Here is a 13,959-nt window from a genome sequence, read left to right on the forward strand (position 1 = left end):
CCGGGTGCAGCTATGCACCCGTTTTCCCCCAACACCATGATTCAAGTTGCATTCAGGCAGCCCGGATAAGGCAGCTTGCATGATGATGTTTTTTAGCAGGAGATTAAAAATGCTCGACACAAATATGAAAACCCAGCTTAAGGCCTACCTTGAGCGTCTGACAAAGCCTGTTGAGTTGACTGCCACGCTGGATGACAGCGCCAAATCGGCGGAAATCAGGGAACTGCTGGTCGAAATCGCCGAACTGTCTGACAAAGTGACCTTTGTTGAAGATAACAGCCTGGCGGTACGTAAGCCGTCGTTCCGTATTGCTAACCCAGGCTCCGATCAGGGCCCGCGTTTCGCTGGCTCGCCGCTGGGTCATGAATTTACCTCGCTGGTGCTGGCGTTGCTGTGGACGGGCGGTCATCCGTCAAAAGAAGCGCAGTCTCTGCTGGAGCAGATCCGCGACATCGACGGTGATTTCGAATTTGAAACCTACTACTCGCTGACCTGCCACAACTGCCCGGACGTGGTGCAGGCGCTGAACCTGATGGCGGTACTTAACCCGCGCATCAAACACACTGCGATTGACGGCGGCGCGTTCCAGAACGAAATCACCGATCGCAACGTGATGGGCGTTCCGGCAGTCTATATGAACGGCAAAGAGTTCGGCCAGGGTCGTATGACGCTGACGGAGATCGTCGCCAAAGTGGACACCGGCGCGGAAAAACGCGCAGCCGATGAGCTGAACCAGCGTGAGGCCTATGACGTGCTGATCGTCGGTTCCGGCCCGGCGGGCGCAGCAGCGGCCGTGTACTCTGCACGTAAAGGTATTCGTACCGGTCTGATGGGCGAGCGTTTCGGCGGCCAGGTGCTCGACACTGTAGATATTGAAAACTATATCTCCGTGCCGAAAACTGAAGGTCAGAAGCTGGCAGGCGCGCTGAAAGCGCACGTGGATGATTACGATGTTGATGTTATCGACACGCAAAGCGCCACCAAACTGACCCCGGCGGCAGAAGAAGGCGGCCTGCACCAGATTGAAACCGCCTCCGGCGCGGTGCTGAAAGCGCGCAGCGTGATCATTGCCACCGGCGCAAAATGGCGCAACATGAACGTGCCGGGCGAAGATCAATATCGCACCAAAGGCGTAACCTATTGTCCGCACTGCGACGGCCCGCTGTTTAAAGGCAAGCGCGTGGCGGTAATTGGCGGCGGTAACTCCGGTGTGGAAGCGGCCATTGACCTGGCGGGTATCGTTGAACACGTAACCCTGCTGGAGTTTGCGCCAGAGATGAAAGCGGATCAGGTATTGCAGAATAAAGTTCGCAGCCTGCCAAACGTTGACATCATCCTGAATGCGCAGACCACGGAAGTGAAAGGCGACGGCACCCGTGTGACCGGCCTTGAGTATCGTGCCCGTGTAAGCGGCGATACGCACCAGCTGGAACTGTCAGGGATCTTCGTGCAGATTGGTCTGCTGCCGAATACGAACTGGCTGGAAGGCGCCATTGAGCGCAACCGCATGGGCGAAATCATCATCGACGCCAAATGCGAAACCAGCGTGAAAGGTGTGTTCGCGGCGGGTGACTGCACTACCGTGCCGTACAAACAGATTATTATTGCCACCGGTGAAGGGGCAAAAGCGTCACTGAGCGCCTTTGATCACCTGATCCGTACCAAAATCTGATAAGAAAGTAAGATACACCTGCATCAAAGGCCCGGCGGCGTCAGCTTCCGGGCCTTTGTTTTTATCAGAACGGCTTAACGTATCACCAGCACAGGCACATGCGCATGGCTGACAATGTTTGAAGCGTTGGACCCGAGTAAGTGAGTGCTCATTGACGGATTACGCGAGCCGATCACCACTACGTCCGCATGCAGCTCTTCGGCCATTTCATTCACCACATCGCGTACGCTGCCAACCCGCACATGGGTTTTGAGCCGTTCAGGTGGCAGTGAAAAATGGCTGAGCATGGTTTGCAGACGCGCTTGTGCTTCATTCTGGATATGCTCTTCAAAGCGGCGAATATCTGCGGCGAAGCGGTATAAACTCAGATGCGCCGAGCCGGGAACCACGTGCAGCAGATGGATAATTCCATCGGACTGCGCAAGAAATTCGGCGTGACGGATCGCCTTTTCACTGAGTTCCATGTCAAAAACATCAACCGGCATAATGATGGACTTATACATAATTACGTCTCCCTGTTAGTTCCAGGGCTTATTCAACCATAACTAACCCGCAATTTTTGTAAGGTTTGTCATGCATCCTGTAAAAGTCAGGCGTAACGGAAAGGATTGTACAAAAGAGCGTGCCGGAAAGAGGATGCGCAGGCATCCTCTGCAAGACAAAGCGCAGGGCTTAATCAGAAGAGTTAGCGATTGAATTCACCGGCCGCTTCGGGCTGATAAAGGATTTCAATCACTTCAAGGTGGGTGGAGGCGCCGCCGGGTAATTCCCACTGGATGCTGTCACCCACGCGCAGGCCCAGCAGTGCCGCGCCAACCGGGGCCAGTACGGATAACTGTTTCGTGCTGTCGCTCATCTGCGCCGGATAAACCAGCGTACGCACGCGGATTTCGCCGCGGGTCAGATCGCGAAACTTCACTTCACTGTTCATGGTCACCACATCGGCTGGCATTTCTTCCGGCGCGCACATCTGCGCGCGATCCAGTTCCGCGGTCAGCGCGGCGGCAACGGGCAGCCCGGCGTAGGGCGCCTGCTCCAGCAGCCGATCAATGCGCCCGGCGTCTCGTTCATTAATGATAATGGCAGGTCTGGACATTTCTTACTCCATGTCGTTCCCGGTGACATTCACCGAATTAATCCAAAGAAAAACCCTCACCGTCAGACGGCGAGGGTTTAGCAGATCCGATGATACTCATTCTTGCCCGATCATTGAAGTGATATAGCTCACACCCACGTTTTTCCGCGCCGCTTTTTTTGAATGATTTCGCCTTTCCGCCGCACAGGATCCGCTAAGATAACAGGCTGATTTTTACCGGAGCGCCCATGCCAGAGAATCCCTTACCCGCCGATCAGCAATTTTTCGCCGACCTGCTCAGTGGCCTGGTACTTAACCCACAGCGGCTGGGGCGCATCTGGTTTGCCGTACCCGCGGCTGGCGGCAGCCTGGCAGAATGGCCGCGGCTGGATATTGTGCTGCGCGGCGAATACGGTGCGCTGGGCGAAGGCGAAATGCTGTTTATCCCGGCGCGGACCGCGATCCGCCAGACGGGAGATAAACCGGCGATGGTGTTAAGTCTGGTGTTCGCCCCGGCGTGGCTGGGGCTGACCTTTCACGACAGCCGGGGACGGCAGCCGCTGCGCAACATTGAGCTGCCCCATCCGCAGCGCGGGGAAGGGGAGGCGATGCTGACGGCGCTCACACACCTCGCCCGCACACCGCAGGATCAGGACATTATTCAGCCGCTGGTGCTAAGTCTGCTGCATCTGTGCCGCAAGGTGGTCAACAGCCTGCCGGGTCGCTCCCTGCCGCGGGCGGATTTCCTTTATCAAAGCCTCTGTAACTGGATCGAGGATAACTACGCCACACCGCTGACCCGCGAGAGCGTCGCCGCGCTGTTTAACATCACGCCAAACCATTTATCGCGTCTGTTTTCCCGGCAGGGCACCATGAGTTTTGTGGACTATGTGCGCCAGGTGCGTATGGCAAAGGCGCGGATGATTTTGCAGAAATATCACCTGCCGATACACGAGGTGGCGCTGCGTTGTGGATTTCGCGACAGCGATTACTTTTGCCGCGTGTTCCGGCGTCAGTTCGGGCTGACGCCGGGGGAGTACCGGGCGCGTTTTCAGTAGGCTTACAGCTCCAGCTCCGCCTGCAACAGCGCCAGAATGGCCGGTGCGTCTCCGGCGGCAAAGAGCGCGTCGCGGAAGGCGGTATTCATTAGCTTACGGGCCAGCTGCGAAAATACCTTCACATGGCTGATGCCTTCGCTTTCGCCCAGCGTCAGCATAATCACCATCTCCACGTCGCCCCCGTCAGCGCCCCAGCTTATGGGCTGCGGCAGACGGGCAATGCTGACGCTGGAATGGCGCACCCACGGGGATTTGGTATGCGGGATCGCCACGCCAAAGCCGATAGCGGTCGAGACAATTTCCTCCCGTTGCCAGACATCTTCCTCCAGCGCCTGCGGCGCATCGGTACGGCCATGCAGCGCCAGATTGCCGCACAAATACTGGATCACCTGTTCACGTGAAGCGAGCGGCTCGCCAACGCAAATGGTTTCCAGCGCCAGCAGCGGGCGCGGCGCTTCATGCACCACGATATTATTTAACGCCAGCTCGATCTCCTCTGCGCTGCGGCACTCGCAGGCTTTCTCCGCCAGCTCACGGCATGCCGCATAATCCAGCTGGCGCACCAGCGCTTTCACCGGCGCGATGCGTGGTCCGCTCATGCTGAGTTCATCCAGATCCAGCCCCAGCAACAGCGGCAGATAACGGCTTTCGCCGCCCAGCTCGCCGCAAATGCCCACCCGCTTATGATGGCGGTGCGCGGTGCTGACAATCTGGCGCAGCATACGCAAGAACGACGGTGTGATGGGGTTATACAGCGGCGACACGCGCGGATTATTGCGATCCACCGCATAGAGGTATTGCGTCATGTCGTTCGAGCCGATGCTGAAGAAATCCACCTCCTCGCAGAAGTGGTCGATGATAAAGCACACCGACGGGACTTCGACCATAATGCCCAGCGGCAGGGTGGGGGCGACGCGCAATCCCTCCGCTTTCAGTTCGGCACGCACCGACTTCAGCATATTTTTCACCCACAGGATCTGATCGAGGCTGTGCACCATCGGGATCATCAACTGGGCATTGCCGAACGCGCTGGCGCGCAGAATGGCGCGCAGCTGCGTGCGAAACAGATCGGCAAACTCCGGATAAATGCGCACCGCGCGATAACCCAGGAACGGGTTTTCCTCATGAGGGATCGGCAGATAGGGAATATGTTTGTCGCCGCCAATGTCCATGGTGCGGAAAATCACCGGCTGATTGCCAGCACTGACCAGCACCTGCTGACAGGCTTCGAACTGCTCCTGCTCGTCCGGGGCGCTGTCGCGATCCATAAACAGCATTTCCGTTCTGAACAGGCCGACGCCCTGCGCGCCGCTGGCAAAGGCGGCGGGGGCCTCCAGCGCGCTGCCGATATTGGCGGCGATATCAACGCGGTGTCCGTCGCGGGTTATCGCCGGTAAACCGGCATCGTTGATTTGCTGCTGGTGGCGTTTCATCGCCAGCTTTTGCGCCAGCGCATAATAGCCGTTCACTGCCTCGTCCGGCGCCATCACCAGCACGCCGCATTCGCCGTCGAGTATGCACTCAGCGCCATCATGCAGGCTGAGGGAGGCAGGCGGCAGGCCGCTTAATACCGGAATAGCGTGGGCGCGGGCGAGGATCAGCGTGTGCGAGGTGCGCCCGGTTTTTTCCAGCACCATGCCTTTTAAATAATCTAAATCGAGGCCGAGAAACTGGCTCGGCGTGACGTCTTCCGCCACCAGAATCGTCGGCTGATTCAGCGTCAGGCTGCTGCCCTGCCGCACCTCAGGCCAGGTGATGTGCAGCAGTTGCTCGCTGATGTCGCGGATATCGCTGACCCGCTCACGCAGATAGTCGCTGGCGGAGGCCGCCAGTTTCGCGCATACCTGCTCCATATTCGTGATGATCGCCTGCGCCAGCCCCTGGCGCTGCTCGCTCATCAGCCGACGGATATTACCGCTGAATTCGGCATCCTGGATCAGCGACAGATGGGCGCTGATAATGGTTTTGCTTTCGCCATCCAGCGCCTGCAACTGCCCGTTCAGATGTTCGGCCAGCGCCGCCAGACTGTGCTCCAGCCGCGCGTTATCTTCCGCGCGGGCGGGCAGTTGCCGGTAACGATCAAGATTATCGTGTTGCCAGACGGTAAGACGGCCTGCGCCTATGCCGCCTGCCAGTACGCTGGCATGAATAAGCGTGGGATTAAGCCGGGCCAGCGAGCGCGGCAACGGCGTGGCAGACGGAGCTGCCTGCGGGGGCGGCAGGCTGTCGCTGTCAATAAACTGATGTTCGAGATAGTGCTCCAGCGCCCGGCGGGCGGCCTCTTCATCGCTGCCGTTGATTTCCAGACGGCAGCTGTCGTTAAACAGTGTGCCGGTACTCACCAGCGCCAGCGAGCTTTTGGCGTCGGCCTGGGTGTTGAGGCGCAGGTTAATAAAGCGAATATCGCTGTGCCAGGCGGCGCACTGTTCTTTCAGCGCCCAGGCGGGACGCGCATGCAGGCCGTTTGGCAGCGGGCAGTAAAAGGGGATGGTTAACATAAATGACTCCCTGAAAGAGAACCTGACCTGAAATCCGTCAGATCGTTGACCGTTGCGGCAGTAAACGCGTTGATCAGCGCCACCAGCAGGCGGTGTGTGTCCGCCAGATCCGTCAGATCGGCAATGGAGGCCGCGCAGTGACCGTGACGCGTGGGCGGCCCCAGCACAATAGTCGGCACGCCGGTACCGGACAGGTGAACCGCGCCGCCATCCGTGCCGCCGTTACTGAACATATCGTTTTGCAGCGTAATGCCATAGTCATGCGCCACCTGCTGCACAGCCGCGGCGAGCTTCGGCGGCGCAACCATCGATTTATCGTACAGCACCAGCATCGGCCCTTTGCCGATCTGCCGGTTATTGGCCGGGCCGTAATCAAAATTATTGCCCCAGCAGGCGGTGTCGAGCACCAGCGCCACATCAGGCTGCACCGCCCAGGAGGCAGTCTGCCCGCCGCGCAAACCCACTTCTTCGCTGGAGCTGGCGACCAGCCAGACCTCACAGGGCAGCGGCGTGGCGTGCAATTCCCGCAGCAGTGACAGCAACAGCCAGCAGCCGAGGCGATCGTCAAAAGCTTTGCCCATCACCCGCTGCCCGGGCAGCCTTTGAAATGGACTGGCAAAGGTGACGCGATCGCCGGGGGCAATGCCTGCGGCGCTGACCTCCTGCTGGCTTGCGGCGCCGATATCGACGCGCAGATTTCCGCCCTGGGCGTCGCCGTCCAGCAGGCCGTGAATTTTCTGTCCGTCGCGGGTAGTAATGCGCACCGGCTGAAGGGTGCGCGCGCTCAGGCGCACATTGCCGACGGGCAATACGTCAATCGCCCCGTCGCGGCTGATGCTGCGTACGATAAAGCCAACTTCATCCATATGGGCGCATATCATTACTTTTGGCCCGGCGCTGTCGTTAAGCCGGATCAGCACCGACCCCAGCCCGTCAAACTGCACCGCTTTGCCGTACTTCTGCGCTTCGCGAAGGAAAATATCCCGCACTTCCTGCTCGGCGGCAGCAATGGCATCCGCCTCACTGAGCGCTTTCAGTAATGCGACATCCATCAGCATTCTCCCGTCAGTTGCAGTTCCGTTGGCTGGCGATACAGCACCTCATGACCGCTGTCGGTGACCAGCACCATATCTTCGATGCGCACGCCGCCTTCGCCGGGCAGGTAAATCCCCGGCTCGACGGTCAGCACCATGCCCGGCTGTAAAGGCGTGGCGTCAGAAGGCGCGAAACGCGGATTTTCATGCACATCTATTCCGACCGCATGGCCGGTGTTATGGCCGAAGCGATCGCCATAGCCTGCATCAGCGATGAGCCGGCGTGCGGCGGCATCCACCTCCCGGCACAGCACGCCGGGGCGGATGGCGTTAATCGCCGCCCGCTGCGCGCGTAAGACGATCTGATAAATGTCGTAAAGCGGCGTCTCTTCGGGCGGCGTGTCGCGTCCGGCGACAAGGAAAGTCCTCGTCATATCCGAACAGTATCCCTGGTACTGGCAGCCGAAATCGAGGGTGACGAACTCACCCGCGACTATGACTTTTTCTGAGGCTTTGCCATGCGGCAGCGCACCGCGCGCGCCGCTGGCCACAATGGTGTTGAACGAGGGCTTTTCCGCCCCCTGTTGTTTCATATACCACTCCAGTTCGGCGGCCACTTCACGTTCACGCATCCCGGGGGCGATAAAGCGGCGAATGTGGTCGGCGCTGACATCGGCAATGCGGCAGGCTTCACGGATCAGCGCGATTTCCGCCGTGTTTTTTATCTGCCGTAACGGATCGAGCGACACGCTGACCAGGCTGGCGTTCAGCGCCTCGCGCCACTGATTACCGGTCTGCCAGCTGACGTGCTCGCCTTCAAAGCCGAGGGTGGCGATGTTTTCAGCGGCCAGCAGGCAATTGACCACTACCGGCATGGTATGTGTGGCATCCAGCAGATGCAGCTGGTAGCCCTTAACCCGGTCGACGATGTCGGCAAAGTAACGAAAATCCACCAGAATATGCGCCTGTTCACGGGTGATCAGCACATAACCTGAACTGGTGGCGATGCCCAGGTGCGGCAGCTTATTTTGCCGGGAGGCGATCAGCACCGCATCCAGCGCATTGTCCGACAGCCAGTCACGCAGGCGGCTAAGCAGTGTCATGGTATTTATCCTTGTCATTACAGGCTGTCGATTATCAGTTTGCCCCGGCGATAGAGCATATTGCGCGAGACAATCACCAGCAGGGCGGTGATCACCGCGCCAAGCAGGATGCCGAACATATAGACGCCAAGATTAGTCACCAGCGGCCACGCCCAGATCGCCGATTCCGGGAACCACTGCACTGCGCCAAGCCACACGGCGGTGGTGGAGCCGACGATGGCGCCAATCATATAGGACGGGATAGCGGTGAGCGGGCTTTCAAGCGCAAAGGGGATCGCCCCTTCGCTGATGCCCATAAACGCCAGGAACATCGCGGTTTTGCCCTGCGGGTACAGCTGGGCGCTGAACAGGCGTTTGCCGGTCAGACGGCGATCAAGCAGGGTGGCAAGGCCAAGGCCAATCGACGGAATGACAATGGCGATAGATCGGGCGGTGACCGGCAGGACGTGATCCGTGGTAAAGCTGAAGGCGACAAAACCGGCGGCTTTATTGATCGGCCCGCCCAGGTCGATGGCCGTCGTGGCGGAGATGCCGACGGCATACATCAGCGCGCCTTTTTCTCCGGCGGCGGTCAGCAGGGTGCGGATGCCGCCGTTGATCCAGCCGCCAAAGGGCGTGATCACGTAGTACATCGCCAGCATGACAAAAATCGCCGACAGGATCGGTATCAGGAAGGTAGTTTTAAACGCCAGCAGGTAATCAGGCATGCGGAACGTCTGATTCATCCACTTCACCAGATAACCGGCGGCAACAGAGATGATCAGCGCGCCAATAAAGGTCGACGGCACCGGCGCGGTGGTAACCCATTGCAGCGCGGTCGGGTCAAAGCTCAGCAACTGCGTGGGCTGAGTGGACATCAGCCCGCCAATAAATCCCGCCGGAAACGCCAGTTTGCCGCCGATGGAGTTGGCGACAAAGGCGGCGAACATCGGAATGGCAAAGCCAAACAGCACGCCGCCGAACGACTGCGACAGCCAGGCGAACTTCAGCAGCGATAAATTAAAGCCGGTGAATTGCCCGGAATTCAGGGCGTCCATGATGCCGGTATCGGCGGGAATATCCAGCCAGCTGTAAGCGATAAGCTGTGAAAACGCGAGGATAACGCCGCCCATGATGAGCGTCGGCACCATGCGTGAAATGCCGGACATAATATGTTGCGGTAACTCACCCCAAAAGCGACGACGGGTGGCCACAGTGTTGTTGACCGTCGCCGCTGCCCCTGAAGGACTGGCGACCACGGTTGCGCTGCGTTTTTTAATGGCCATGTGCTGATCCTATTACCAGGGATTAGTGTTCTGCGGCGATCATGTCTTCAATTTCTTTCAGCGTTCCGGCGGCATTTTTGATGGCGTCCTGAAGCGTAATTTCGTACACGTCGCGGGATTCAAAGCGCTCGTTATCTTCCGGCGTAATGGCGATGGCGTGAATGATGATCGTCGCCTCGGCGATGTCCTGCGCGGTCAGGCGGTTCTGGATCCCGTCCGCGCCCTGAGTTTCGATTTTTACCTCGTAGCCTGCGGCTTTTGCGGCGTCTTCCAGCGCCTGGGCGGCCATAAAAGTGTGGGCAAGGCCCATAGGGCAGGCGCAGAGCGCGATAAGTTTTTTGGTCATGATGAACTCCTGATATGAGTGGGACTGAGGGGATTATGGTGAGGGTTTAGCGGACGGGTTACCGGATAAATAATGCATTGACTGGATTTTTAATGCGGTGAAGGGGAAATGTGACGCAGGTCGCGAAGGGGGCTAAAGGAGAAAACACAAACAAAAAAGCGCAGCGTCTTTATGACACTGCGCCCCTGGCTAATGCGAAGATTAACCAGCGATGCCCGGCACCAGGATTTCCGTGGCGACGATCACCACAATCAGACCCACGACAACGGGAACAGAGGTGCGTTTTACCACTTCGAACGGCGAAATTTTTGCCATCCCGGCCACCGCTACCACCACGCCGGAAACCGGTGAAATGGTGCGGCCAAGGTTAGACGCCTGGAGCATCGGGATCGACAGATAGGCCGGGTTAATGCCCGCTTCGTGGGCCAGTTTGGGGATCATCTCCACAAAGGCATAAAAAGGCGCGTTACCGGAGCCGGTAGTCATGGCGGCCAGCATGGTGAGGATCACCAGCACCAGCATCAAAATAATGCTCGCGGAACCGAAAGAGGTGGCGATGGAAATCAGGCTCTGGATGAAACCAATGGTGCTCAGGCCCTGGGCGAAGACGCCGGCCGCCACCAGCAGGATCACCACGCCCGCAAAGGCGTCGGCCATACCGCGGTACGCCACTTCGAGGCCAGAGAACACTTTTTGCGTGTTAAAGCCGTGCAGGAACTCCAGGATGGCGGCCAGCAGCATACAGATCACCAGAATGGTGATGATGTGCAGTTCCGGGCCCCACTTACCGTCAAAAATCAGTACGCCGACAATGGGCGTGAACGGCAGAATGGCATAGAACGACGGCGCTGAGGTGACGATGTCGTTCACATCCAGCATTTCCGGGGTGATGTTCTCTTTTTTATCCAGATAGCGCTGCCAGAAAAAGTGCGCGATCGCCATGCAGATAATGGCCGCAATGGAGATGGGCAGCGTGGTTTTAAAGGCGAAATCAATCAGCGGCATCTCTGCAGCTTTCGCGGCCAGCACCACATCGCCGGAGGTCGGCGACAGAATGATGGCAGCCGGCGAGGCGCAGATTGCCGCCGCTGCGCCGCGGCTGATGCCTACGTTAACCATGACCGGGAACAGGGTGGCCATCAGCAATACGCCAAGGCCGGTCGCGGAGGAAACCGCCAGTGACATCAGACAGGCCACGAAATAAGCGGCAATCATCAGCACATAGGGAGAGTTAATATAACGCAGCGGTTTGGACGCCAGCTTGACCACCATGTCGTTGGCGCCGATATGCGTCATGTAAGCCGCGAAGCCGCACAGCATCATGATCATCATACCGAGGTCGCCGCCACGGCTCATCAGCAGAATTTTTATGTATTCGACGATGTCGGTGACATTATAGCCGGTGCTGGTGGCGCTGGCGGGCAGTACCTTATGACCCATCAGGGCGCTGATGATTAACAGCGTCAGACCGCCCACAAAAAGCACGCCCGTTGCGGAATAGCCTTTGATGATGTAGCGCGCGACGCCCACGATCACCACGACCCCGATAAGCAGTTCAATAAACGTTAACATGGTATCCCCGGAGAGACAGAACACGGCAAAGCATTCTGTGAAAAAATAAGTAAATGAAAAAACAAAGACGCAATGTGCCGAATTAATGGGCAAAAATAGCTGATTGAAATCAATAAACAGACGAGTAAAGCAGCTTCTCACGCTGTACGTCTATACACATGCTAAATATGCTGGCGCGTTGTAACCACGATTTTGCGCACCCCAACCCTGCGCTGCTGCGCTTTGCCGGCGCTTTTTTCCAGTAAAAAGAAACACTTTCATTGTCGAAAACGCCAAAGGCGTTGCCCCCATGCAGGCAAAAAAGTTCGCGACATTAATCACTTTTTCGTAAATATCGACTGGACAAAACCCATAACAATTGTTGTACTGATACCCGACACAGCATTTGTGTCGTATTTTCATGTAAAGGTAATTTAGATGTCTAAGATTAAAGGTAACGTTAAGTGGTTTAATGAGTCCAAAGGATTCGGTTTCATTACTCCGGAAGATGGCAGCAAAGATGTGTTCGTACACTTCTCTGCAATCCAGAGCAATGGTTTCAAAACCCTCGCTGAAGGTCAGCGCGTAGAGTTTGAAATCACTAACGGTGCCAAAGGCCCTTCTGCTGCTAACGTAATGCCTATCTAAGTTAGCGATAAGACAGAATTCAAAAACCCGCTGAGAAGCGGGTTTTTTTTGCGCTGAGCGCAGCGGTTACTGCGCATTGACGGTGGAAAAAATCCAGAACGCCAGCGCGGTCATGGCAAAAGAGCCAAAAAGATTCAGCGCAACGTTCAGCATCGCCCAGCCAAAACGCCCGTCCTGTAATAAAAAAACGACCTCCGCTGAGAAGGTGGAAAAGGTGGTCAGTCCGCCGCAAAAGCCGGTAGTGATAAGTAGCTTCCATAGCGGATCGATATGCGTCATCCGGTTAAACCAGGCCAGCCCCATACCGATAATAAATGCGCCAATAAGGTTCGCCGTCAGCGTCCCCAAAGGGATAGCGTGATGAGCAGGATTTAAGCGCAGACTCAAAAACCAGCGCAGTACACTTCCGGTTCCGCCGCCAATAAATACCGCCAAAAGAAGTTGTCCCACCGCCATGTCCTGCTATTTGATTTGTCAGAGGAATGAGTGTAATGCTGTCAGAATAATATGACTATCGCAAAAAGCTGAGGAGTGACGATGCGGGTGGCAGCGGGACAATTTGCGGTGACGCCGTACTGGGAAACCAATGCGCAGATCTGTGCCGACCTCATGGCACAGGCAGTCGTGCAACAGGCCGCTTTACTGGTGCTGCCGGAAGCCTTACTGGCGCGCCGGGATGACGACCCGACGCTGTCGGTGAAATCGGCGCAGCCGCTGGATGGCGGCTTTATTACGCGCCTGTTGCAGGCAAGCCACGGCAATACTATGACCACGGTGCTGACCCTGCATGTGCCTTCCACGGCGGGCAGGGCGGTCAATACGCTGGTGGCGATCCGCGGCGGCGAGATTATCGCCCATTACGCCAAGCTGCATCTCTACGACGCCTTCAGTATGCTGGAATCCGCACAGGTGGACGCGGGAGATAATATTGCCCCGCTGATTGAGATTGATGGCATGAATGTCGGGCTGATGACCTGTTACGATCTGCGTTTTCCGGAGCTGGCGCTGTCGCTGGCATTAGGGGGCGCGGATCTGCTGGTGTTACCCGCCGCCTGGGTGCGCGGCCCGCTGAAAGAGCAGCACTGGGCTACGCTGCTGGCGGCCCGTGCGCTCGACACCACCTGTTATCTGATCGCCGCCGGGGAGTGCGGTAATCGCAACATCGGACAGAGCCGGATTATCGATCCACAGGGTGTGACGCTGGCGGCCGCCGCTGAAGACCCGCAGCTGATTTTTGCAGAGCTAACGCGAGAGCGTATAATGCAGACGCGCGAAAAGCTGCCGGTGCTTAAAAACCGTCGCTTTGCGCCACCGCAATTATTGTGATGTTTTTTTAAACAACACTTGATTCACCTTGTTACAGATTGCTATTGTGTGCGCGCGTCATATGACCGTTAATAACGTCAGGTTTTAGGGCGCATTTCGCAGCCTGTTTTATGAAAGAAGGTATTTATGGGTGAGATTAGTATTACCAAACTGCTGGTGGTAGCCGCTCTGGTTGTGCTGCTGTTTGGTACCAAAAAGTTACGTACGCTCGGCGGTGACCTTGGCGCAGCCATCAAAGGCTTTAAGAAAGCCATGAACGACGATGACAGCAGCGCGAAGAAAACCGTAGACGGTGACATCGCCGCAGAGAAACTCACTCACAAAGAGTGATAGCAATGCCCCAGGCTTGCAAAAAAACCGGCTTATCAGGCCGGTTTTTTTAT

At 57.3% G+C, this 13,959-nt stretch carries 14 protein-coding genes; 5 read left to right on the plus strand and 9 right to left on the minus strand.

All coding sequences use genetic code 11. The annotated features are described in order from the left end of the window. Window positions 1-109 precede the first annotated feature (109 nt). The gene (gene ahpF / locus QRD42_RS10580) at window positions 110-1,672 is read left to right on the plus strand and encodes an alkyl hydroperoxide reductase subunit F (RefSeq protein ID WP_072567722.1); all 1,563 of its coding nucleotides are present in this window, start codon (window positions 110-112) and stop codon (window positions 1,670-1,672) included. A gap of 74 nt (window positions 1,673-1,746) precedes the next feature. On the opposite strand, the gene uspG is transcribed toward ahpF, so the two are convergent. Both uspG and rnk read right to left on the minus strand, forming a co-directional pair. After that, window positions 1,747-2,175: a universal stress protein UspG gene (uspG, locus tag QRD42_RS10585; protein ID WP_321987071.1), complete on the minus strand. Its 429-nt coding sequence runs from the start codon at window positions 2,173-2,175 to the stop codon at window positions 1,747-1,749. 182 nt (window positions 2,176-2,357) lie between these two features. Next, window positions 2,358-2,768: a nucleoside diphosphate kinase regulator gene (gene rnk / locus QRD42_RS10590; protein ID WP_072567724.1), complete on the minus strand. Its 411-nt coding sequence runs from the start codon at window positions 2,766-2,768 to the stop codon at window positions 2,358-2,360. Between the two features lie 227 nt (window positions 2,769-2,995). Here rnk and QRD42_RS10595 point away from each other — a divergent pair, with 227 nt between their 5' ends. Further along, a complete protein-coding gene (locus tag QRD42_RS10595; protein ID WP_318364736.1) occupies window positions 2,996-3,805 on the plus strand; it encodes a helix-turn-helix transcriptional regulator in 810 nt (269 codons plus the stop codon). Window positions 3,806-3,807: 2 nt separating this feature from the next. Here the strand turns inward: QRD42_RS10595 and ptsP are convergent, their stop codons facing one another. The 6 genes from ptsP to dcuC all read right to left on the minus strand — a co-directional run bounded on the left by ptsP (window position 3,808) and on the right by dcuC (window position 11,623). Then, entirely contained in the window at window positions 3,808-6,303 is a 2,496-nt protein-coding gene (ptsP, locus tag QRD42_RS10600) for a phosphoenolpyruvate--protein phosphotransferase (RefSeq protein ID WP_321987073.1), read from the minus strand. Beyond that, window positions 6,297-7,355 (minus strand): aminopeptidase, encoded by a 1,059-nt coding sequence (gene ypdE / locus QRD42_RS10605; RefSeq protein ID WP_321987074.1) that lies wholly within the window; start codon window positions 7,353-7,355, stop codon window positions 6,297-6,299. The genes ptsP and ypdE overlap by 7 nt, the downstream gene beginning before the upstream one ends. After that, complete coding sequence (gene ypdF / locus QRD42_RS10610; RefSeq protein ID WP_321987075.1) at window positions 7,355-8,440, minus strand: aminopeptidase; 1,086 nt, start codon at window positions 8,438-8,440, stop codon at window positions 7,355-7,357. The genes ypdE and ypdF overlap by 1 nt, the downstream gene beginning before the upstream one ends. Before the next feature lie 17 nt (window positions 8,441-8,457). Then, complete coding sequence (locus QRD42_RS10615) at window positions 8,458-9,705, minus strand: PTS fructose transporter subunit IIC (protein ID WP_321987076.1); 1,248 nt, start codon at window positions 9,703-9,705, stop codon at window positions 8,458-8,460. A 22-nt stretch (window positions 9,706-9,727) separates the two neighbouring features. Then, a complete protein-coding gene (locus tag QRD42_RS10620; RefSeq protein ID WP_072567729.1) occupies window positions 9,728-10,051 on the minus strand; it encodes a PTS fructose transporter subunit IIB in 324 nt (107 codons plus the stop codon). A gap of 201 nt (window positions 10,052-10,252) precedes the next feature. Then, window positions 10,253-11,623: an anaerobic C4-dicarboxylate transporter DcuC gene (gene dcuC, locus QRD42_RS10625; RefSeq protein ID WP_321987077.1), complete on the minus strand. Its 1,371-nt coding sequence runs from the start codon at window positions 11,621-11,623 to the stop codon at window positions 10,253-10,255. 417 nt (window positions 11,624-12,040) lie between these two features. Here dcuC and cspE point away from each other — a divergent pair, with 417 nt between their 5' ends. Next, window positions 12,041-12,250 carry a transcription antiterminator/RNA stability regulator CspE gene (gene cspE, locus QRD42_RS10630; RefSeq protein ID WP_004100146.1) on the plus strand — a complete coding sequence of 70 codons (210 nt, stop codon included), beginning with the start codon at window positions 12,041-12,043 and terminating at the stop codon, window positions 12,248-12,250. 66 nt (window positions 12,251-12,316) lie between these two features. Here cspE and crcB read toward each other — a convergent pair whose 3' ends face one another. Continuing rightward, window positions 12,317-12,700, minus strand: a complete 384-nt coding sequence (gene crcB, locus QRD42_RS10635) for a fluoride efflux transporter CrcB (RefSeq protein WP_321987078.1) — start codon at window positions 12,698-12,700, stop codon at window positions 12,317-12,319. A gap of 87 nt (window positions 12,701-12,787) precedes the next feature. Between crcB and QRD42_RS10640 the strand changes: the two genes are divergently transcribed. Continuing rightward, entirely contained in the window at window positions 12,788-13,576 is a 789-nt protein-coding gene (locus QRD42_RS10640; RefSeq protein WP_321987079.1) for a deaminated glutathione amidase, read from the plus strand. 126 nt (window positions 13,577-13,702) lie between these two features. Continuing rightward, on the plus strand, window positions 13,703-13,906 hold the full coding sequence (tatE, locus tag QRD42_RS10645; RefSeq protein ID WP_072567733.1) for a twin-arginine translocase subunit TatE: 204 nt from the start codon (window positions 13,703-13,705) through the stop codon (window positions 13,904-13,906). The last annotated feature ends 53 nt before the right edge of the window (window positions 13,907-13,959 follow it).

It is taken from the genome of Enterobacter sp. PGRG2 (genome assembly GCF_030291195.1).
Taxonomy (GTDB): Bacteria; Pseudomonadota; Gammaproteobacteria; order Enterobacterales; family Enterobacteriaceae; genus Enterobacter_D.